This window comes from Brevundimonas sp. Bb-A (assembly GCF_009394735.1).
In the GTDB taxonomy this organism is placed as follows: Bacteria; Pseudomonadota; Alphaproteobacteria; order Caulobacterales; family Caulobacteraceae; genus Brevundimonas; species Brevundimonas aurantiaca.
In genome coordinates this window covers 1,856,508-1,876,933 of record NZ_CP045456.1, presented here as the reverse complement: position 1 = coordinate 1,876,933, position 20,426 = coordinate 1,856,508, and the positions used below count along the sequence as shown (strand labels likewise).

General features: G+C 66.5%; 18 protein-coding genes. 1 reads left to right on the top strand and 17 read right to left on the bottom strand.

Annotated features, from left to right (window positions below):
* Nucleotides 1-9: 9 nt before the first annotated feature.
* From bamA to dnaE, 12 genes are all read right to left on the bottom strand, one after another.
* Nucleotides 10-2,424 (bottom strand): outer membrane protein assembly factor BamA, encoded by a 2,415-nt coding sequence (bamA, locus tag BSP_RS09240; protein WP_054765561.1) that lies wholly within the window; start codon nt 2,422-2,424, stop codon nt 10-12.
* 29 nt (nt 2,425-2,453) lie between these two features.
* Nucleotides 2,454-3,671, bottom strand: a complete 1,218-nt coding sequence (locus tag BSP_RS09235; RefSeq protein ID WP_152950087.1) for an RIP metalloprotease — start codon at nt 3,669-3,671, stop codon at nt 2,454-2,456.
* Between the two features lie 23 nt (nt 3,672-3,694).
* On the bottom strand, nt 3,695-4,891 hold the full coding sequence (gene dxr, locus BSP_RS09230; protein WP_054765559.1) for a 1-deoxy-D-xylulose-5-phosphate reductoisomerase: 1,197 nt from the start codon (nt 4,889-4,891) through the stop codon (nt 3,695-3,697).
* The gene (locus BSP_RS09225) at nt 4,888-5,709 is read right to left on the bottom strand and encodes a CDP-archaeol synthase (RefSeq protein ID WP_054765558.1); all 822 of its coding nucleotides are present in this window, start codon (nt 5,707-5,709) and stop codon (nt 4,888-4,890) included. The genes dxr and BSP_RS09225 overlap by 4 nt, the downstream gene beginning before the upstream one ends.
* Entirely contained in the window at nt 5,709-6,470 is a 762-nt protein-coding gene (uppS, locus tag BSP_RS09220) for a polyprenyl diphosphate synthase (protein ID WP_054765557.1), read from the bottom strand. The genes BSP_RS09225 and uppS overlap by 1 nt, the downstream gene beginning before the upstream one ends.
* 34 nt (nt 6,471-6,504) lie before the next feature.
* On the bottom strand, nt 6,505-7,062 hold the full coding sequence (gene frr / locus BSP_RS09215; RefSeq protein WP_152950085.1) for a ribosome recycling factor: 558 nt from the start codon (nt 7,060-7,062) through the stop codon (nt 6,505-6,507).
* Nucleotides 7,063-7,101: 39 nt separating this feature from the next.
* Nucleotides 7,102-7,836: a UMP kinase gene (gene pyrH / locus BSP_RS09210; RefSeq protein WP_054765555.1), complete on the bottom strand. Its 735-nt coding sequence runs from the start codon at nt 7,834-7,836 to the stop codon at nt 7,102-7,104.
* A gap of 125 nt (nt 7,837-7,961) precedes the next feature.
* Complete coding sequence (gene tsf / locus BSP_RS09205) at nt 7,962-8,903, bottom strand: translation elongation factor Ts (protein WP_152950084.1); 942 nt, start codon at nt 8,901-8,903, stop codon at nt 7,962-7,964.
* Between the two features lie 102 nt (nt 8,904-9,005).
* A complete protein-coding gene (rpsB, locus tag BSP_RS09200) occupies nt 9,006-9,890 on the bottom strand; it encodes a 30S ribosomal protein S2 (RefSeq protein ID WP_054765553.1) in 885 nt (294 codons plus the stop codon).
* Between the two features lie 224 nt (nt 9,891-10,114).
* Entirely contained in the window at nt 10,115-10,708 is a 594-nt protein-coding gene (locus tag BSP_RS09195) for a DUF4142 domain-containing protein (RefSeq protein WP_152950082.1), read from the bottom strand.
* Nucleotides 10,709-10,805: 97 nt separating this feature from the next.
* Nucleotides 10,806-11,291 (bottom strand): DUF3224 domain-containing protein, encoded by a 486-nt coding sequence (locus tag BSP_RS09190; protein ID WP_227975907.1) that lies wholly within the window; start codon nt 11,289-11,291, stop codon nt 10,806-10,808.
* A complete protein-coding gene (dnaE, locus tag BSP_RS09185; RefSeq protein WP_152950080.1) occupies nt 11,291-14,752 on the bottom strand; it encodes a DNA polymerase III subunit alpha in 3,462 nt (1,153 codons plus the stop codon). Before dnaE ends, BSP_RS09190 begins: the two co-directional genes overlap by 1 nt.
* 487 nt (nt 14,753-15,239) lie before the next feature.
* On the opposite strand from dnaE, the gene msrA reads away from it, so the two are divergent.
* Nucleotides 15,240-15,872, top strand: a complete 633-nt coding sequence (msrA, locus tag BSP_RS09180; protein WP_054765551.1) for a peptide-methionine (S)-S-oxide reductase MsrA — start codon at nt 15,240-15,242, stop codon at nt 15,870-15,872.
* A 395-nt stretch (nt 15,873-16,267) separates the two neighbouring features.
* Here msrA and BSP_RS09175 read toward each other — a convergent pair whose 3' ends face one another.
* The 5 genes from BSP_RS09175 to BSP_RS09155 all read right to left on the bottom strand — a co-directional run bounded on the left by BSP_RS09175 (nt 16,268) and on the right by BSP_RS09155 (nt 20,387).
* Nucleotides 16,268-16,969, bottom strand: coding sequence for an ABC transporter ATP-binding protein (locus BSP_RS09175; protein WP_054765550.1), 702 nt, complete (start codon nt 16,967-16,969; stop codon nt 16,268-16,270).
* Nucleotides 16,962-18,248 carry a lipoprotein-releasing ABC transporter permease subunit gene (locus tag BSP_RS09170; protein ID WP_152950078.1) on the bottom strand — a complete coding sequence of 429 codons (1,287 nt, stop codon included), beginning with the start codon at nt 18,246-18,248 and terminating at the stop codon, nt 16,962-16,964. The genes BSP_RS09175 and BSP_RS09170 overlap by 8 nt, the downstream gene beginning before the upstream one ends.
* On the bottom strand, nt 18,245-19,561 hold the full coding sequence (gene proS / locus BSP_RS09165) for a proline--tRNA ligase (protein WP_054765549.1): 1,317 nt from the start codon (nt 19,559-19,561) through the stop codon (nt 18,245-18,247). The genes BSP_RS09170 and proS overlap by 4 nt, the downstream gene beginning before the upstream one ends.
* Before the next feature lie 77 nt (nt 19,562-19,638).
* On the bottom strand, nt 19,639-19,905 hold the full coding sequence (locus tag BSP_RS09160; protein WP_054765548.1) for a DUF1467 family protein: 267 nt from the start codon (nt 19,903-19,905) through the stop codon (nt 19,639-19,641).
* 143 nt (nt 19,906-20,048) lie between these two features.
* Complete coding sequence (locus BSP_RS09155; RefSeq protein ID WP_152950076.1) at nt 20,049-20,387, bottom strand: DUF3088 family protein; 339 nt, start codon at nt 20,385-20,387, stop codon at nt 20,049-20,051.
* Between the last annotated feature and the right edge of the window lie 39 nt (nt 20,388-20,426).

The following is a 20,426-nucleotide window of genomic DNA, read 5'->3' as shown; positions in this document are numbered from 1 at the left end:
GTCGCTTCCTTAGAATTGGGTGGAGGTCGAGAAGCGGAAGGATTCCGTCTTGTCGTAGTCTTCCTTGGACAGGACCTTTGAGATGTCGAACCGGATCGGGCCCATCGGCGACTTCCAGTGGATACTGACGCCGGCGGAAGCCCGCAGCGACAGCTCGTCGGCGATGGTGGTGTCGACCGTACCGGTCGAGGTCAGCTTATAGCGGTCATCCAGAACTCCCAGGGTGCCGACGTCGGCGAACAGGGAGGTCTTGATGCCGTACTGTTCGGGCAGATAGTTGGGCACGGTCAGTTCGACGGTGCCGATGGCGTAGAAGTTGCCCCCCAGGGCGTCGGTGGTGTCCAGGTCGCGCGGCCCCATGCCGGCGGTTTCGAAGCCGCGGAAGCTGTTGCCGCCCTTGAAGAAGCGATCGTTGATGCGGATCGGGTCGCCGTTCCAGCCGCTGACATAGCCGGTGGAGCCTTGAAGGCTGACGATCCAGCGCGGGGTGATGCCGTAGTACCAGGCGGCGTCCGCCTCGGTCTTCACATAGTTGACGTCGCCGCCCAGGCCCGCGAAGTCCTGACGCAAGGAGCCGGACCAGCCGCGCGTCGGCCGGATCGGATCGTTGGTGTAGTTCATCTGAAGCGTATAGCCCGCAGACGAGTTGATGTAGCTGCCGACCTGGTCGCACAGGGCCGACGAGCCGCTGCCGCTGGTGTTGCAATAGCCGGTCGGGACGATGATTTCGTCGGACTTCAGGAAGTAGCGGGTGCTGAGCCACATATTGCCGTTCAGCGGATAGGTCAGCCGCAGGCCGCCGCCGGTCGACCGGTAGTCGTAGGAGGAGTATTCGCTGAGGTCATAGCGCGAGTGGAACAGGTCCCAGCCCGCGCGCAGGTCGCGACCCAGGAATTTAGGCTCGGTGAAGCGGAAATCGACCTGTTGACGCAGCGAACCCCACTCCAGCCGGGCGACGACGTTCTGGCCCCGACCGCGGAAGTTCCGCTCTGAAATGCCCAGGTTCACCGTAAAGGAATCGACCGAGCTGAAGCCGGCCCCGACCGAAAGTTCGCCGGTGGGCTGTTCCTGGACGTTGACGTTGACGATGCTCCGGTCCGGGGCGCTGCCGCGGGTCTCTTCGATCGTCACGTCCTTGAAGAAGCCCAGCGCGCGCAGATTGTTGCGCGACCGTTCCATCAGGGCGCGGTTGAAGGCGTCGCCTTCGGTCAGCATCAGCTCGCGCCGGATGACGGGATCGATGGTGCGGGTGTTGCCGACCACATTGATGCGGTCGATGTAGACCCGCTGGCCTTCTGAGACGTTGAAGGTGACGTCGACCGTATCGGTGTCGGGATTGGCGCGGTACGTCGGATTGATCTCGACGAAGGCGTAGCCGGCCGATCCCGCCGCAAAGGTCAAGGCGTCGACCGCCTGTTCGATCTTGTCGCTTTCGTACAGCTGGCCTTCGCGGATCGGGACCAGGGCCTTCAGGAACTGGGCGTTGAGGCGGTCGTTCTGAGTGACCACGTCGATCTTGCCGAAGTTGTACTTGTCGCCTTCGTTCAGCGTCAGGGTGATCTGGAAGGCCTGATTATCCGGCTGAAGTTCCGCAACCGACGAAATGATGCGGAAGTCGTAATAGCCGCGGTTGGTGTAGAATTTGCGCAGCTGCTCCTGGTCGTACTCCAGGCGGTTGGGATCGTAATTGTCGTTGTTGGAGAAGAACTTCCACCACTGCGACCGCTCCGTCACCATGACGTCGCGGACGTCGTTGTCCGAAAAGGCCTTGTTGCCCAGGACATTGATGGCGCTGATGCCGGTCTGCGGTCCTTCGTTGATCTCGAAGATCACATCGACGCGGTTCTGCTCCAACTGAACCAGCTTGGGCGTGACCGTCGCGGATATCCGGCCTTGCAGGCGGTAGAGCTCGACGATGGAGCCGACGTCCTCCTGAACCTTGGCGCGGGTGTAGATGCCACGCGGCTGGAGGGTGACCTCCTTGGTCAGCTTGTCCTGAGAGACGGCGCTGTTCCCCTCGAACACCACCTGGTTGATGATCGGGTTTTCGACGATCTGAACGATCAGATCGCCGTTCTGCACGCCCAACTGCACGTCGGCGAACAGGCCGGTCCGCGAAAGGGTGCGCACGGCCACGTCCAGCACGGCGGCGTCAACGGTGTCGCCGGGGCGGATCGGCAGATAGGACAGGACCGTGGTCTGGTCGATCCGCTGGGCGCCCTGGACGATGATCCGATTGACGGTCAGGGCCTGGGGCGCTGCGACCTCGACGCGCGGCGGCTGTTGCGGGGCCGCGCCCTCGGCAGCGGGCGCCGGAGCCGACTGAGCCAGGGCGGGAGCGGAAAAGCCCGCGGCCACGGCCAGCGCCAGGAGGCTGGATCGGGCGCTCAGTCGGACGGCGGCGCGAGATTTCATGTCGTTCATTCTGAAAACCATCGGGGGCTGGCGTCGGCTCACGAGACGAGCCCGCCGAGGAATTGGAAGAGGTTGAGCTTCTGTAGGTCGTTCCACGTCGCGAACAACATAAATCCCGCCAGAAGCGCAAGACCTGCGCGATAGCCCATCTCCTGATACCGCGCCGCCACGGGTCGCCGCGCCACGGCTTCATAGCCGTAGAAAAGCAGGTGGCCGCCGTCCAGAACCGGAATGGGCAAAAGATTTAGAAATCCGATTCCGATCGAAAGTATGGCGGCGAAGCTTGTCAGGGTGAGAAGGAGGTTGAGCGCCATCGCCTGAGGCGCGGGATCGGCCTCCACCGCCGCCGTGGTCAGGGCGCCGGTCGCCTTGGCGATCCCCAGCGGTCCGCTGAACTGATCGCCCGACTCCCGACCCGTGACCAGCCGCCCCAGATAGGTCAGGGTCGAGCCGATGATTTCGCCGGTCTGACGCACCCCCTCGGTCACGGCCTCGAGCGGCCCATAGCGGAGATGGCGGACATCGGCCCGGCTGGCGCCCAGCCCCAGGCCGATCCGACCCACCTTGATGCGGCCGGCGATCGGATCGTTTTCTTCCCGGCGCTCCGGCACCGCCACCAGTTCCACCGTCTGCGCGCCGCGCTCGACGGTGAAGCGAACCGGGTCGCCGGTGGACAGCATGACCGTCTGGGTCACCTCTCCCCCGTCCCGCACTGTGCGGCCGTTGACCCCAGTGATCAGGTCGCCCACCTGGAATCCGGCGGCGGCGGCGGGGGAACCGGCCTGAATCTGGGCCACCCGCGCCGGCCGGATCTGCGTGCCGATGGTCATGAAGACCAGGGTGAAGATCGAAATCGCCAGGATGAAGTTGGCCGCCGGGCCGGCGACGACGATCAGGGCGCGCTGCCAGACGGGTTTGAAATGAAAGTAGTCGCGTTCGGCCCCCGCACCGCCCTGGGCGACCAGGCGTCGGCGCAGTTCGGCCAGCCCAGCCTGATCGGGCACGCTGGATGCATCCAGATCGCCGGAGAATTTGACGTAGCCGCCGAGCGGCATCCAACCCAGCCGCCATTCGATCCCCTGGCGGTCGGTGCGGCTGAAGATCGCCCGGCCGAAGCCGATGGCGAACCGATCCACCTTCACGCCGAAGGCGCGGGCGACCAGGAAATGGCCCAGTTCATGGATGGTGACGATGAAGGTCAGCACCAGCAGGAACGGCACGATATAGATCAGGATCTGACCCAGGGCGCCCAGCATCGTAAATCGTCTCCCCTGGCCGATCAGGCCGCGTTCGCCAGTCCGGCGATAATGGATCCGGCGATCCGTCGCGCCTCAGCATCGACCGAAAGGGCCGCGCTGCAGGCGTCTCCAGAGCCGAACACCATCCCCGCTTTCATCGCACGCTCAAGGGTTTCGGCGACGACTGCGGCAATATTGAGAAAGGCCAGCTTGCGGTCAAGAAAGGCGAAGGCCGCCATCTCATTGGCGGCGTTGAACACCGCCGGCGCCGCCCCGCCCGCCTTCAGGGCCTGACGGGCCAGGTCCAAGGCCGGAAAACGCGCCAGATCCGGCGCTTCGAACGTCAGCCGCCCCAGCGCGGGCAGGTCCAGCTTGGGCGCGGGCCAGGCGATCCGGTCGGGCCAGGCCAGGGCGCAGGCGATCGGCGTGCGCATGTCCGGCGGGCCCATCTGGGCCAGGGTCGAACCATCCACATATTCCACAAGGCTGTGGATGATCGATTCGGGGTGGACCACGACGTCGATCCGATCGGCGGGCATGGCGAACAGATAGGCCGCCTCGATCATCTCCAACCCCTTGTTGGCCATGGTCGCGCTGTCGACCGAGATCTTGGCGCCCATGCTCCAGTTGGGGTGGGCCACGGCCTGTTCCGGCGTGATCCCGATCATCTGGGCTCGCGGAGTCTGGCGAAAGGGCCCGCCTGAGGCCGTCAGCACCAGCTTGGCCACCCGCTCCGGCGCCTCGGCCGGAAACACCTGGAAGATGGCCGAATGTTCGGAATCGACCGGGATCAGACGTCCCCCCGCCCGGTTCACGCGCTCGATCAGGGTCGCGCCGCAGCAGACCAGGCTTTCCTTGTTCGCCAGGGCCAGGGTCGCGCCGGTGTCGGCCGCCGCCCAGGCCGACTTCAGCCCCGCCGCCCCGACGATGGAGGCCATGACCCAGTCGACGGGACGGCTCGCCGCCTCGACGACCGCCGCCTCTCCCGCCGCCGCCCCCACGTCCGTGCCGGCCAGGGCGTCGCGAAGCTCGTCCAGACGCGCGGCGTCGGCGGTCACGGCCACACGCGGCTTCCAGCGCCGGGCCTGTTCAGCCAGCCGGGCGATATTCGATCCGCCCGTCAGGGCCTCGACCTCAAAGGCGGCGGCTCCGCCCGCCTCGGCCTGGTCCATCAGGTCCAGGGTGGACGAACCCACCGAGCCCGTAGAGCCCAGGACGGAGACGCGACGGCGGATCAAGACGCGCCCCGCTCGACCATCAGAACGATCAGCCGTCCGACGGCGACGACCACGACGGCGAACATCAGCCCATCCACCCGATCGAGCAGGCCGCCGTGGCCGGGAATGGTGTTGCCCGCGTCCTTCACCCCGAAGCGCCGCTTCAGGCCCGATTCCCACAGGTCGCCCGCCATGGTCGCCAGGGCGGCCGCAAGACCCAGCACGCCGCCCCAGAAGACGGTCAACCGCCCCATGTCGAACCAGGCCGTCATGACGGCTCCGGCGACGGCGCCCGCCAGGATGCCCCCGACGAAGCCGGACCAGGTCTTGTTGGGCGAAAAGCGGGGCCACAGCTTGGGCCCGCCGAAGGTCGATCCGGCCAGATAGGCCAGGATGTCAGCCGACCAGGCGACGGCGAAGACCAGCACGGTCCAATGCAGGCCGACCGTGGCGTCCACGTCCCGCAACCAGATCAGCAGGACCGACGGCCAGCCCAGATACAGGACCCCATAGGCGGCGTCCAAGGCCTGTTGCCCCCGGCTGCGCGCATAGAGGCCGGCGGCGGCGGCGCCGAACACCAACATCACGAAGGCGACCGACATGACGCCGAAATAGGCGCTGACCACTGCGGCGACCACGCCCAGGCTGACGGCCCCGCCGATCAGGCGTCGCGCATGCGGGGCGCTCATCGCCGCCCATTCAAAGGCCAGAACGACGCTCGCGGCCGTGATCAGGGCCAGGAACCAGACGCCGCCGATCCAGGTCGCGGCCACAGCCGCCGGCGCCAGGACGGCGGCGGAGGCGGCCCGCAAGGCGATGTCGCGTCCCTTGACCGCCATCAGGCCGACACGCGCGCAGGCTCGACCGCACGACCGCCATAGCGGCGCTCGCGCTGCCGGAAGATCAGCACCGCCTCCTCCAGCGCCTTCGGTCCATAGTCGGGCCAGAGGACGTCCTGAAACACCAGTTCGGCATAGGCGGCTTCCCACAGCAGGAAGTTCGACAGCCGCTGCTCGCCCGAGGTGCGGATGATCAGGTCCAGCGGCGGCGAACCCGCCGTGGCCAGGCCGTCGGTGATGTCGGCCTCGCCGATCGGCTCGATCGTCTCGCCGGCCAGCATCCGCTGCATATGGCGACGGGCGGCGTCGATGAGGTCCGCACGGCCGCCGTAGTTGAAGGCGACCTGAAGCAGGAACCGATCATTGTGCGCGGTCTGGGCCTCGGCCCTTTCGATGATGGCGGCGATGTCGGCCGGAAGGCCCTCGCGACGGCCCAGAACCCTCAGGCGCACGCCCGCCTTTTCCAGACGGGCCAGATCGCTGGCCACATAGGTTCGCACCAGCCCCATCAGGTCCGAGACCTCGTCGGGCGGCCGGCTCCAGTTCTCGGTCGAAAAGCCGAAGACGGTCAGACACTGAATGCCCAGATCCGGCGCCGCCTGGATGGTGCGCTTCAGGGCCTGGACGCCCTCGCGATGGCCCACGGCGCGCGGCAGCCCGCGCGCCTTCGCCCAGCGGCCGTTGCCGTCCATGATGATGGCGACATGGCGCGGTCCAGCGGGAGGACGCGAGCCTGAAGGCGCGGCGCTGTCTGCCGTCATCTGTCTTACGATCCCATCAGGCCCGGTCTGTCCGTCAGACCTGCATGATCTCTTGTTCCTTGGTCTTCAAGGCTTCGTCGATACGCTTGATGGCCGCATCCGTCTCCTTCTGGACGTCGGTCTCCAGCTTCTTCTGTTCGTCCTGGCTGATCTCGCCGGCCTTTTCGGCCTTTTTGAAGTCGTCATTGGCGTCGCGGCGGACGTTGCGAACGGCGATCTTCTGCTGCTCGGCGTACTTGCCCGCCAGCTTGACCAGGTCCTTGCGGCGTTCCTCCGTCAGGGGCGGGATCGGAATACGCAGGGTCTGGCCGTCGACGATGGGGTTCAGGCCCAGATTGGCGTTGCGGATCGCCTTTTCGACCGAGACCACCATCCCCTTGTCCCAGACATTGACCGTGATCATGCGCGGCTCGGGCACGCTGATGGCCGCGACGGCCGTCAGCGGCGAGGTCGAGCCATAGGCCTCGACCCGCACGGGCTCCAGGAGGCCGGCGTTGGCGCGTCCGGTCCGCAGGCCGCTGAACTCTTCCTTCAGGGCGGCGACCGCCTTGTCCATGCGGTCGCGGTAGGTCTTCACGTCAGGCTTGGCCATGGTCTTGGTCTCTCTCGTCTCTATTCGTCGTCCGAACGATCAGCCGCGGTCCTGGATGATCGTGCAGGTGCCCTCGCCCGTCAGGGTCCGGCGCAGGGAATCGTCTTCGCGAATGGAGAAGACGACGATCGGGATGCCCGTATCGCGCATCATGGCGATGGCGGAAGCGTCCATCACCCTCAGGTCCTTGGCCAGAACGTCCTGATAGGTCAGGGTGTCATAGCGGGTCGCGGTCGGGTCCTTCTTGGGATCGGCCGTATAGACGCCGTCCACGCTGGTGCCCTTCAAGAGGGCGTCGCAGCCCATTTCGGCGGCGCGCAGGGCCGCGCCGGAATCGGTGGTGAAGAAGGGCGCGCCCACCCCGGCGGCGAAGATCACCACCCGGCCCTTTTCCAGATGACGCAGGGCGCGGCGGCGAATGTAGGGTTCGGCGATGGCGGCCATCGGAATGGCGCTCTGCACCCGGGTCGAGACGCCGATCTTCTCCAGCGCCGACTGCATGGCCAGGGCGTTCATGATGGTAGCCAGCATGCCCATATAGTCGGCCTGGGCCCGCTCCATCCCCGCCGCCGCCTTGGACAGGCCGCGGAAGATGTTGCCCCCGCCGATCACCAGACAGATTTCCACACCCTCGGCCGCTACCTGCGCCACGGCCTTGGCGACCGTGTCCACCGTCTTCATGTCCACGCCGAACGCCTGGTCGCCCATCAGCACCTCGCCGGACACCTTGAGCAGGACGCGCTTGTAGCGGAAGTTCGACGGGGCGTCGGGCATGCGGTGTGGTCCGTTGTCTGCGGCGCCGTTGAATCAGGCGACTTCTTATAGACGAAGGGCGCGCCGGCCTTCAAAGCCGAACGCGCCCCTCTGATACAAAACCCTCACGAATGAGGGAAAGGGTCTTAGGCGCCGCCCATCATGGAGGCGACTTCCGACGCGAAATCGGGTCCTTCGACCTTCTCCACGCCCTCGCCCAGAGCCAGGCGGACAAAGCCCGCCAGGTGCAGGTTGGACGAGCCCAGTTCCTTGGCCGAGTTGGCGACCAGCTGTTCGATGGTCACGTCCGGATCCATCACGAACGGCTGCTTGGTCAGCACCACGTCCTTCTGGAACTTGTTGATCTGGCCTTCCACGATCTTGTCGATCATGGCTTCGGGACGACCCTCTTCCTTGGCCTTTTCGATCAGGACGGCGCGTTCCTTTTCGATGGCGGCCGGGTCCAGATCGTCGGTGTTCAGCGACAGCGGCGCCGTGGCGGCGACGTGCATGGCGATCTTGCGGCCCAGGTCGCGCAGGGCGGTCTTGTCGCCCTCGCCTTCCAGCGCCACCAGAACGCCGATGCGGCCGACGCCCGGAGAAACGGCGTTGTGGACATAGGTCGCGACCACGCCTTGCGACACAGACAGGCGGGCGGCGCGGCGCAGCTGCATGTTTTCGCCGACGGTGGCGATCAGGTTGGTCACCTCGTCCTGGACCGTCTTGCCGGCTTCCAGCTCGGCGCCGTGCAGGGCCTCGACCGTGTGGTGCTCAAGGCCCAGCTGGGCGAAGGCCTTGGCGGCGTTCTGGAACAGTTCGTTGCGGGCGACGAAGTCGGTTTCCGCATTGAACTCGATGGCGGCGGCGACTTCGCCCTTGCCGTCTTCCTTGGACGCCACGGCCACCAGACCTTCGGCGGCGACGCGGTCAGCCTTCTTGGCGGCCTTGGACAGGCCCTTGGCGCGCAGCCAGTCGATGGCGGCTTCGATATTGCCGTCATTTTCCTGCAGGGCCTTCTTGCAGTCCATCATGCCGACGCCCGAACGCTCGCGAAGTTCCTTCACGAGGGCGGCAGTGATCTCGGCCATGTTCTTCTCCTTGGGGGATTCGTATGTGGTAACGGCCGGGCTGACTTAGCCCGGCCGTGTGTCAGTTCAACGCACGGCCCTCGTCTTGAAGGCCGCCCGGCGTCAGCCGGCAGCCTGTTCGGTCTCGACCGCGTCCAGAGCCGCCGTATTGGCCGCGGCGTCGTCCGAGGCCAGCAGCTCTTCGGCGACCGCTTCCGTACCGGCCGGAGCGGGCTCGGCTTCGGCCGGGGCCGAGGCTTCGCGCAGCATCGGCTCGACCGGGGCTTCCGAGGCGCCCAGGTCGATGCCCGAGGCCGAGGCGCCGGCGGCCAGACCGTCCAGGACGGCGTCGGCGATCAGGTCGCAGTAGGTCTGGATGGCGCGGGCGGCGTCGTCATTGCCCGGCACCGGATAGGTGATGCCGTCCGGGTCCGAGTTGGTGTCCAGGATGGCGATGATCGGGATGTTCAGCTTGCGGGCTTCCTGGATCGCGATCGCTTCCTTGTTGGTGTCGATCACGAACATGATGTCCGGAATGGAGCCCATGTCCTTGATGCCGCCCAGCGACAGTTCCAGCTTGTCCTTCTCGCGCTGCAGGTTCAGCAGCTCCTTCTTGACCCGGCCTTCGCCGCCGTTGGCCAGGATGGTTTCCAGCTCGCGCAGACGAGCGATCGAACCCGAGACGGTGCGCCAGTTGGTCAGGGTGCCGCCCAGCCAGCGGTTGTTCATATAGTATTGGGCGCAGCGCTTGGCGGCTTCGGCGACCGGCTCGGCGGCCTGGCGCTTGGTGCCGACGAACAGGACGCGGCCGCCCTTGGCGGCGACGTCGCGCACCGCCACCAGGGCCTGGTGGAACAGCGGCATCGTCTGCGACAGGTCGATGATGTGGATGTTCGAGCGCGAGCCGAAGATGTAGCGGTCCATCTTCGGGTTCCAGCGGTGCGTCTGGTGGCCGAAGTGGGCGCCCGCTTCCAGCAGGGTGCGCATCGAGAATTCAGGCAGAGCCATGATCGTTCAGTCCTTTTTCCGATCTAACGTGGCGCGGGGATTAAAGGTCTGAAAGACCCTCGGAATGGAGCGGAGCGGGATGTCTCCCCGAACCGCGCCTCGCCCGCGTTGCGAAGTGCGGGGGCCATGTAGTCGGGATGGCCCGCAATAGCAAGCGCCGCGTGAACAGGACGAAGGGCGGCCCCGTCAAGAGCCGCCCTTCCACCTGCGATCCTAGGACCGTCTTACATGCCGTTGACCAAGGCCTGAGCCCGGTCGCGGTGGGTGGTGATGGTCGGGATCATCTCCCGCGCCAGGTTGGCCAGGGCCGGGGCGTCGCTGTTGTCGGAGAAGCCGTTCAACAGGGTCAGGGTTTCGTTATGGGCCGCGACCTGCTGGTCCAGATAGACCTTGTTGAAGTCGTCCGGGGCGGCGGCGTTCAGATTGTCGATCAGACCCTGGCGGCGCTGGTCCAGCATGGTCGGCACGGTCACGTCCGGCGCAGCCGTCGCAGCCGTCGATTTCAGCTTGTCGCCCGCGGCCATGTGATCCTTCTCGATCATGGCGGCCAGGGCCTTGACGTCGGCGTTGTTCGACTTGGCCTGGGCGATCTTGGCGGCCTCGATCTCATACATGTTGCCGACCGCCAGATTGGTGACGAAGCCGTCCACCGTATTGGCGCCCAGGGTGGCCGCCGAAGTCTGGCCCACCATGCCGGACGTCGCGTCCTGGGTGGCGTTCACGGCTTCGCCGGTGTTCTGGGCCGCAGTGTCACCGCCTTGGTTACAGGCCGCGAGAAGAGCCAGCGACGCGGCGCCAGCGAGAACGAGATTTTTCATGGAACAGTCTCCCTATGGACTGCCAAAACCCGCCCCGCCGCTGTGAGGTTCCGAAAATTCACAAGCTTTGCCATAGGCTTGGCTGTATATGGCGGCCTCAGGGCAGGCTGTATTCCAGCTCGTAGCGGTGGACGCCGCCCTCGATCTTCAGATGAAAGACGCCCGCAATCCCAGCCAGTTCGCCTTCGCCGGAACCGGGGACGATGGTGATCAGAAGATCCTGAGCGCCCGCCTCCATGACGCCCCGATGGACCAGGGCGAAGGCGCCGCGTCGCCCCTCCAGAACGCCGGACACCCGCTCCATGGCGACATAGGCGCCCGAGCCGTCCTTGAGCAGCCCCAGCATCTCGCCCGCGCCCTCGCCCTGCAGATCCCCGTGAAAGGTCTTGGCCAAACGCATCCGGCCTGGCGCGCCGCCGGGCGCATCGGCGTCTGGAGCGATCGGCGTGATCTGAACCTCGAAGGTTCCGACGGCGTGGGACATGGTCTGGCTCCTTGAGGCGGTGATCGGCTGGAGGGGCGGAGCGCCCGAAGGATCGGCCCCCGCCAGACTCAGGGCGAGGATCAGACCGCAAGCCGACATCAGGCGTCCTCCAGCATCAGGACGCCGGGCGCGGACTTCAGAGCGCCGCGCAGGGCGCCGTCCAGACGATAACGGCCGGGCAGTTTGATCTCGACCTCCTGACGACCGTCCAGCGAAGCGACCAGGGCGATCTCTCCGCCCTTGCCGATGGCGCCGGATCGGGCCCGCTCCAGACGAGTCTTCAGGGCCTCGGCGTCGGCGCTGCGGGCCGAGACGTGGATCCGCAGGCCGATGTTGGCGTCATCCAGCAGATTGTCCATCTGGCTGGCGTCGTCGCCGAAGAACCGCACCTCGCCCTCGGACGCCTTGGCGCGCACGCGCACCATGACGGTGGCGCCGGGCTCCAGCACCTCGCGGCATTTGCGCAGCTGTTCGGGCGGGAACAGACATTCAAACTCGCCCGTCGGATCGGAGAAGGTGACGAAGGCGAACTTCTCGCCGGTGCGGGCGCTGGCGCGCTCTTGCCGGCGACGCACCACCCCGGCCATCTGGAAGGCTTCATGCCCCCCTTCGGCCAGGGGAATGGCCTCGGCGACGAAGGTGACGCGCTTGCGCTTCAGGGCCGAACTCATTTCGTCCAGCGGGTGGCCGGACAGGTAGAAGCCCACCGCCGACAGTTCGTGGTCCAGCCGCTCGGGCCCGACCCAGGGCTCGACGCTCTTCAGACGGGGCCGTCCGACATGGGCCTGGTCGGCGCCGAACAGACTGACCTGGGACGAGGCGCGCTCGGCCGCCACGCTCTGGCAATAGGCCATCAGGACGTCGGCCTGTTCGACCAGCTGACGCCGGTTGGGATGGATGCTGTCGAAGGCGCCGGCCTTGGCCAGGCCTTCCAGCGCCCGCTTGTTGACGCTGCGCGGATCGACCCGCTCCAGAAAGTCGAAGATGTCGGCGAAGCGGCCGCCGGTCTCGCGCACCTCGATGACGTGCCGCATGGCCTCCAGCCCCACATTGCGGATGGCGCCGAGCGCATAGAGGACAGACCCCCGCCCCTCCTCCCAAGCCACGTCAAAGTCGGCCGAGGAGCGGTTGATGTCGGGCGGCAGCACCGGCACGTCGAACCGTTTGGCGTCCTGATAGAAGACCGCCAGCTTGTCGGTGTTCGACAGGTCCAGGCTCATGGACGCGGCGAAGAATTCGACCGGATGATTGGCTTTCAGCCAGCCCGTCTGGAAGGAGATCAGGGCGTAGGCGGCGGCGTGCGACTTGTTGAAGCCGTAGCCGGCGAACTTGGCCACCAGGTCGAAGATGGAGCCCGACTGGCTCTCGGGGACAGATTTCTCCAGAGCGCCCTTGATGAAGCGCGCCCGCTGAAAGTCCATCTCCTCCTTCTTCTTCTTGCCCATGGCGCGACGCAGCAGGTCGGCCTCGCCCAGGCTGTAGCCCGCCAGGATCTGGGCGATCTTCATCACCTGTTCCTGGTAGATGATGACGCCATAGGTCTCGGTCAGCACCTCTTTCAGGCTGGGGTGCAGATAGTCGACCTCGGCCCGGCCGAACTTCCGGTCGATATAGGTGTCGATCATCTCCATCGGCCCCGGCCGATAGAGGGAGATCAGGGCGGTGATCTCCTCGATGGAGCCGCAGCGCATCTTGCGCAGGGTGTCGCGCATGCCCTGGGATTCCAGCTGGAACACGCCGACCGTCTGGCCCGAAGCCATCAGCTCATAGGTCTTGGCGTCGTCCAGCGGCAGCTGGTTCCAGACCGGGGCGGCGCCGCGCCGGGACAGATAGCCGTGCGCCCGATCCAGGGTCGTCAGGGTCTTCAGGCCCAGGAAGTCGAACTTGACCAGGCCGGCCGGCTCGACCCACTTCATGTTGAACTGGCTGGCCGGAATGGTGGAGCGGGGGTCCTGGTACAGGGGCACCAGCTCGACCAGGGGGCGGTCGCCGATGACGATGCCGGCGGCGTGGGTCGAGGCGTTGCGGTACAGCCCCTCCAGCTCCAGCGCCGTCTCCAGCAGGGTGCGAACCGCCGGTTCGGCGTCCCTCGCCTCCTTCAGGCGCGGCTCCAGATCGATGGCCTGGGCCAGGGTGACGGGATTGGCCGGATTGTTCGGCACCATCTTGCAGAGCCGGTCCACCTGCCCCAACGGCATCTGCAGCACCCGACCGACGTCCCGCAGCACGGCCCGGGCCTGAAGCGTGCCGAAGGTGATGATCTGGGCCACCCGGTCCTTGCCGTAATGGGCCTGGACATAGTCGATCACCTCTTCGCGCCGCTCCTGGCAGAAGTCGATGTCGAAGTCGGGCATGGAGACCCGTTCGGGGTTCAAGAACCGTTCGAACAGCAGGCCGAACCGCAAGGGGTCCAGATCGGTGATGGTCAGGGACCAGGCGACCAGCGACCCCGCCCCGGAGCCCCGCCCCGGCCCCACCGGGATGCCGTGCTCCTTGGCCCATTTGATGAAGTCCGACACGATCAGGAAGTAGCCGGGGAAGCCCATCTGCTGGATGATGCCGACCTCCCATTCCAGCCGGGTCCAGTAGTCTTCCTCCGGCACGGCGGGCGGGATCTGCTGAAGACGGAGCTTCAGCCCCTCGCGCGCCTGGTGGGCCAGTTCGTCGGCCTCGGACCGCCCCGCCCCGGTGTCGAAGCGCGGCAGGATGGGGGCATGGGTCTTGACCAGGAAGGCGCAGCGCCGAGCGATGTCGATGGTGTTGTCGCAAGCCTCGGGCAGGTCGGCGAACAGGTCGCGCATGGCCTCGGCCGACTTGAACCAGTGTTCGCCGGTGATCCGGCGGCGGTCCTCCTGGCCGGTGAAGGCGCCGTCGGCGATGCACAACAGGGCGTCGTGGGACTTCGCCTGGGCCGCCTTGGCGTAATAGACGTCGTTGGTGGCGACCAGGGGCGCGTCATTGTCATAGGCCCACTGGACCAGACCCGGCTCGGCCCGCCGCTCGTCTTCCAGGCCGTGGCGCTGAAGCTCGACATAGAAACGGTCGCCGAAGACGGACTTCATCGTCGCCAGGGCGGCGGCGCCCTCCCCGGACTTGCCCTGGGCGAACAAGGGGTCGACCGGGCCGTCGGGGCCGCCCGACAGCAGGATCAGGCCTTCGGAGCGGGCCGCCACCATGCTCCAGGCCACGCCCGGCTCGGCCATCTCGCCGGCCTCCAGATAGGCCGCCGAGGACAGGGCGCACAGATTGCGCCAGCCCGTCTCGTTCTGGACCAGCAGAACCACCGTCGGCGTCTTGGCCCAGCGCACGGCCTGCTGACCGCCGATCCCCAGGACCGGAAGGGCGCAGCCGACGATGGGCTGAACCCCGGCGTCCTTGGTGGACTGGCTGAACTCCAGGGCGCCGAACAGGTTGGACCGGTCCGTGATCGCCACCGCCGGCATGCCCGCCTCGGCCGCCATCTTGCCCAGCTTACCGGCCTTGATCGCGCCCTCCAGCAGGGAATAGGCCGAGCGGACCCGCAGATGGACGAAGCCCTGACTGTTCACCGTTTCGCTCACTGCACCTTCCGCCTCTCGCGTCGCCGATCAGGGGCGCATACGCCATCTTGGACCGAGTCTCACATCGTCGCGCGCGGAGACACCGCAAACCGCCCCAGAGGCGGGCGATCCCGGCCCCGGCTGTGGATAGAGGCTTGGGCCGGTCGTGGAAAAAACAGTGTCCGAACTGTCCGATCTGTCCGAAACCTCCGCCTAAGTCTTTGATCTGTTGAAAACCGACAGTCGGACTGTCGGCCGATGTGTCCGATTTCAGGCGGTGACGCTGAAGGCCAGGGTCCAGACCATCCAGACGAAGCCCCCGCACGAGGCCAACGACAACAGGTCTCTCATCAAACGCGGCATTACGGTTCATCTCCAATGAATAATGTTCCCGTCTTGTTCTATGTTCACCTCTTGTTCGCGTCAACCCCACACTTATCCACAGGGGCGTTCCGTACGAAACCACTCACGCGCGTCCGTCGTATGTAGAGCAAGCAGGGAGACGACCATGCTCAAATCAAAGATCCGCCCGACCGGCGTCGGAGCCATCGTCGCGGGACTCGTTCTGCTCGCCCTGCCCCGTGCGGCGGCCGACGCCCAGGCCCGCGACGCGCCTCGATTTCAGACGGCGGTCTTCGCCGGAGGCTGCTTCTGGTCTGAGGAAAAGGCGTTCGACGGCCTGCCCGGCGTCCGGTCGGCCGTGTCGGGCTTCGTCGGGGGCCATAGGGCCAATCCCACCTATGAGCAGGTGGTGCGCGGCGGGACCGGCCATATGGAGGCGGTCCAGGTCACCTTCGATCCGCGCGTCGTCAGCTATCGCGCCCTGGTCGACCGCTACTGGCGCACCATTGATCCGACCGATCCGGACGGACAGTTCTGTGATCGAGGACCGTCATACCGGACGGCCGTCTTCGCCACGGCGGATCAGCGTGCGACGGCGGTCGCGTCGCGCGACGCGGCCATGCGGCTGCTGGGCAAGAGCTTCACCACCCCGGTCGTCGGCGCCCAGAGGTTCTGGCCCGCCGGCCCGGAGCACCAGGACTACGCCCGCCGCCACCGCGCCCACTACGAAGCCTACCGCCAGGGCTGCCGCCGGCCCCAGCAGCTGCGGGCCATCTGGGGCGACGCGGCGGTGGGGTGAGGCAGGCGGGCCATCAGTAGGCCTAGGGCCAATCGACATTGGGCCTGCCGCCGTCCTGCCGGGCGGCGCGCAGCCGCCAACCCAAGAGAGGCGCCTCGGGCGTTGAAGACTCTATTCCATTGAGTGTCAGTCTTCCATTGAATGTCGGTCTTCCTTCCCGCGTCAGCGGAAGGGAAACCGTCTGGCGGCGGAACGCCGATTGAGGTGGGTTCATCACAACGGAGCACGACGAGATCACGGCGAACACGGCGCGTACTGATGGCGTCGTGACCGCTGTGAATGCGCCGTGCTCGCCGTGATGAACCCGCTCGCCGCATCAAGGCCCTCTGACGCGGAAAGAGCGGCCTGACCGCAGTAGGCTGAATGTCGATTGAACCTAGACCAGTACGCCTAGCTCAGTAGGTCTGGCTCTGGGCCGCCCGTTCTTCCAGATGGCCGTCCTTCAGGGCGAAGACGCGGTCCATGTGGCCGGCCAGCTCCATATTATGGGTGGCGATCAGGGCGGCGACGCCCGTGGTCTTGGCCAGGTCGCGCAGGGCTTCGAACACCGACTGGCTGGTGCTCGGGTCAAGATTGCCCGTCGGTTCGTCGGCCAGCAGCAGGCGGGGCCGGTTGGCCAGGGCGCGGGCGATGGCGACGCGCTGTTTCTCGCCGCCCGACAGCTGGGCCGGCTGGTGGGTCAGGCGTTCGCCCAGACCCAGGGCGGTCAGGGTCTCCTCGGCCTGTTTGCGCGCCTGGGCCTGGCCCATGCCGGCGATCCGCATCGGCAGGGCGACGTTGTCGCGCGCGTCGAACTCGGCCAGCAGATGGTGGAACTGATAGACGAAGCCAATCCGCGACAGGCGCAGGCGGGTGCGGGCGCGCTCGTCCAGATCGCCCACCATTTCGCCGTCGATGGCGACCGTGCCCTCGGTCGGCCTTTCGAGCAGGCCGGCGGCATGCAGCAGACTGGACTTGCCCGAGCCCGAGGGACCGATCAGGCCGACGATCTCGCCGGGCATGACGTCCAGATCCACGCCCTTCAGCACGGTCAGGCCGCCGCTCGCGGTATCATAGGTGCGGGTCAGGCCGCGCACCGACAGGATGGGACTACTCATAGCGGAGCGCCTCCACGGGATCGATGCGCGAGGCCGTCCACGACGGCGGCAGGCTGGCCAGGCAGCTCATGCTGAAGGACAGCAGGGCGACCCAGGTCACGTCGACGGGATCGACTAGGGCCGGAATGGCGTCCAGCTGATAGACGTCGGCGTTGAACAGCTGGACCCCCAGGATGGCTTCCAGGGCGTGCTGGATGGCGCCGATGTTCCAGCAGAACAGCAGGCCCAGCACCAGACCCGCTACGGTCCCGGCCACGCCGATCAGGGCGCCGGACATGAAGAAGACCCGCAGGATCGAAGACTGGCTGGCGCCGACGGTGCGCAGGATGGCGATGTCGCGCGTCTTGTTCTTCACCAGCATGACGATGCCGGAGATGATGTTCATCGCTGCGATGGCGACCACCAGACCCAGGATAATGCTCATCGCCACCCGCTCGACCTTCAGGGCGCCGTAGAAGGCGGCCAGACGCTCGCGCCAGTCGCTGACGACCGAGCCCGGCCCGGCCGCGTCGCGGATGGCGGGGGTCAGTTCGCCGACCCGGTCGGGGTCATCGACCTTGATCTCGATCGCGTCCCACACGCCTTCCTTCCCGAAGAAGAGCTGCTGCTGTTCCAGCGGCATGAACAGGAAGGCGCGGTCGAAATCGGCCGTGCCCGAGCGGAACAGACCGCCGACGAAATAGGTCTTTTCCAGCCCGCCCAGATTGCCGAAGGCGCTGTCGGCGCCGGTGGGCGAATAGAGGGTGACGGGATCGCCGACCCGCAGGCCCAGGGAATTGGCCAGGGCCGCGCCCATCAGGATGCGGTCGCCGCCATAGGCGCCCTTGCCGAAGTTCGCCCGCTCCTGGGGCGTCAGGCTGTCGAAGACGTATTTGGTGGTGGCAAGATCCTGGGGCCGCACGCCGCGCACCATGGCGCCGGTCGTGAAATTGCCGACCCGGACCAGGCTCTGGCTCTCGTTCAGAGGGGTGACGCTGGCCACGCCCGGGACTGCTGCGATCCGCTTCAGGGCCGCGTCCCGATCTTCCGACGTCAGGACCGGCCCCTGGACGTACATATGGCCGTTGAACGACAGCATCCGGCCCAGCAGTTCCGCACGGAAACCGGACATGATGCTCATGACGCTGATCAGGACCGCGACGGCCAGCATGATGCCGATGAAGCTGATCACCGCGATCGTCGCCACCCCGCCCTCCTTGCGCTTGGCGCGCAGGTAGCGGACGGCCAGGCCGATCTCCCATGCGGAGAAGGCGCCGGAAGGACGGGACGGCAGGGTCAAGCAGTCAACCTTTCGATGGCTTCGGCAAGGGGGACGGACACCTTCTCGCCGGTGGCGCGGCGCTTCAGCTCGACCACGCCGTCGGCCAGCCCCTTGGGACCGATGGTCAGCTGCCACGGCACGCCGATCAGGTCGGCGGTGGCGAACTTGCCGCCCGGCCGTTCGTCGGTGTCGTCGTACAGCACGTCCTTGCCGAGTTTTTCCAGCTGGGCCACCGCGTCCTCGCAGGCGGCGGAGACGGCCTCGTCATTGGCGCGCAGATTGATCACCACCACGTCGAACGGCGCCACGGCGTCGGGCCAGATGATGCCGCCCTCGTCGTGGCTGGCCTCGATGATCGCGCCCAGCAGGCGCGACACGCCGACGCCATAGCTGCCCATGTGGACATTGGCGTCCTGGCCGTCGGGACCGGCGACGCGGGCCTTCATCGGCGCCGAATATTTCTCGCCGAAATAGAAGATGTGGCCGACCTCGATGCCGCGCGCCGACAGGCGGTCGCCCTCGGCCGTCTCGGCCTCGAACCGGGCTTCGTCGTGCATTTCCTCGGTCGCGGCATAGAGGGCGGTTCGTTGATCAACGATTGATTGAAGATCATCCCAATCCACGTCCGCGCCCGGCGCCGGCATTTCGACCAGCTTCTTATCGCAGAAGACGGCGCTCTCGCCCGTCTCGGCCAGGACGATGAACTCGTGGCTCAGGTCGCCGCCGATCGGGCCGGTGTCCGCGCGCATCGGCACGGCCTTCAGCCCCATGCGGGCGAAGGTGTTCAGATAGGCCACGAACATGCGGTTGTAGGCCTTGCGGGCCGAGGCCTCGTCCACATCGAAGGAATAGGCGTCCTTCATCAGGAACTCGCGACCGCGCATGACGCCGAAGCGGGGACGGCGCTCGTCGCGGAACTTCCACTGGATGTGAAACAGGTTCAGCGGCAGCGACTTGTAGGACTTCACATAGGCGCGGAAGATGTCGGTGATCATCTCCTCGTTGGTGGGGCCGTACAGAAGTTCGCGCTCGTGCCGGTCGGTGATGCGCAGCATCTCGGGGCCATAGGCGTCGTAACGGCCGCTCTCACGCCACAGGTCGGCCAGTTGCAGGGTCGGCATCAGCAGTTCGACCGCCCCCGCCCTCACCTGCTCCTCACGGACGATCTGCTCGATCTTGCGCAGCACCTTCAGGCCCAGCGGCAGCCAGGCGTAGATGCCGGCGGCCTCCTGCTTGATCATGCCGGCGCGCAGCATCAGCTGGTGCGAAACAATCTGGGCGTCCGAAGGGGCTTCCTTCAGCGTGGGCAGGAAAAAGCGCGACAGGCGCATGATGGGGAATCCTAGGCGTAGAGACAGACCAAGGCTTTAGCCGCTGGACCGGGGCGAAAGCTAGGCCGGGATGGCGTTTAGAGAGCCGGGGCGCGCGAGAAGTCCGGCAGGGGCAGCCAGCCGGTGAAGATCAGCACCATGACGAAGGCCCAGACGATCACCGACACCCAGGTGGTGGTGAGGAATTTGCGTTTCAGATTCGGCGTGGTCGGGGCGCCCCATTGGGCGCCGTCGGTCGGCGGGGTGTGGGTCTCGCGCGAGGTTCCCAGCGGAAGGACCGCGAACAAAACCGTCCACCAGACGATGATGTAGATGCCGAACATGGTGGCGGGGCCGATGGGCATGAGACCTCCTGTCGGAACTTTAGCGTCCGGTTGAAACCGATCTAGAGGATCAGCCTCCCCACGACGAGTCCCCGCCATGCCGCAGATCAGCCAGGCATACAGCCTTGCCTGGAAGAGATCGACTGCAGGACCCAGCCGCGCCCTCAGGGATGCGGCCGACCGATCCCGTAGCGGACCGCCAGATAGGGGGCGATGGCGTGGTCCTGGAGGAAGCGGCGGCCGGTGACTTCGCTGACCTGGGCCTCGGGCCAGTCCAGTTCGCCGTCCAGGATCAGGATAGGGCAGCTCTGATGCGGCTCGCCGACCTCGGCGACGACCGGCGCGCGCGGCCGGGGGTGGTCCAGATAGACCACCTCAAGCGCCTCCCGCAGCTGGGGATAGAAGGCCAGGACGCCCTCGATATAGGCGCCGGGCGGGCAGAACCAGGGCCCGCCCTGATCATCGTGCCAGTCGGGGTTCAGCAGGAAGAGTCGTTCGGCCATGAGCGCGATATAGATCGGCTCATGACCGGAGCGCCAGCG